General features: G+C 60.0%; 2 protein-coding genes. Both read left to right on the top strand.

Annotated elements, in window-relative coordinates; genetic code table 11:
- On the top strand, positions 1 to 184 hold a 184-nt coding region (locus KUA11_RS17075; protein ID WP_217412247.1), incomplete at its 5' end, for a thiamine phosphate synthase.
- Positions 177 to 483, top strand: a 307-nt coding sequence (locus tag KUA11_RS17070) for a HesA/MoeB/ThiF family protein (protein WP_217412245.1), incomplete at its 3' end; no start/stop codon positions are given. The genes KUA11_RS17075 and KUA11_RS17070, both read left to right, overlap by 8 nt.

The following is a 483-nucleotide window of genomic DNA, read 5'->3' as shown; positions in this document are numbered from 1 at the left end:
GCATATTGAACGTCTGGCGGATTACCCCACCGTGGCGATTGGCGGTATCAGTGTGGAACGCGCCCCTGCGGTGCTGGCGACCGGCGTCGGCAGTATTGCCGTGGTCAGCGCCATCACCCAGGCCGCCGACTGGCGCGCCGCTACGCAACAGTTACTTGCAATCGCAGGAGTCGGCGATGAATGACCATGATTTTATGCGCTATAGCCGCCAGATCCTGCTCGGCGATATTGCGATTGAAGGCCAGCAAAAGTTGCTCAATAGTCATGTATTGATTGTCGGCTTAGGCGGATTGGGTTCGCCTGCGGCACTCTATCTGGCGGGCGCAGGCGTTGGTACGCTGACGCTGGCGGACGATGACGATGTTCACTTGAGCAATCTCCAGCGGCAAATTCTGTTCACCACCGACGATATCGCCCACCCGAAGGCGCAGGCGGCGAAGCTACGGCTGGCGCGGCTCAACCCCGGCAGCGAGCTGATCGTAT

It is taken from the genome of Acetobacter estunensis, assembly GCF_019083805.1.
Classification (GTDB): Bacteria; Pseudomonadota; Alphaproteobacteria; order Acetobacterales; family Acetobacteraceae; genus Acetobacter; species Acetobacter estunensis_A.
This window is presented reverse-complemented; position numbering and strand designations above follow the sequence as displayed.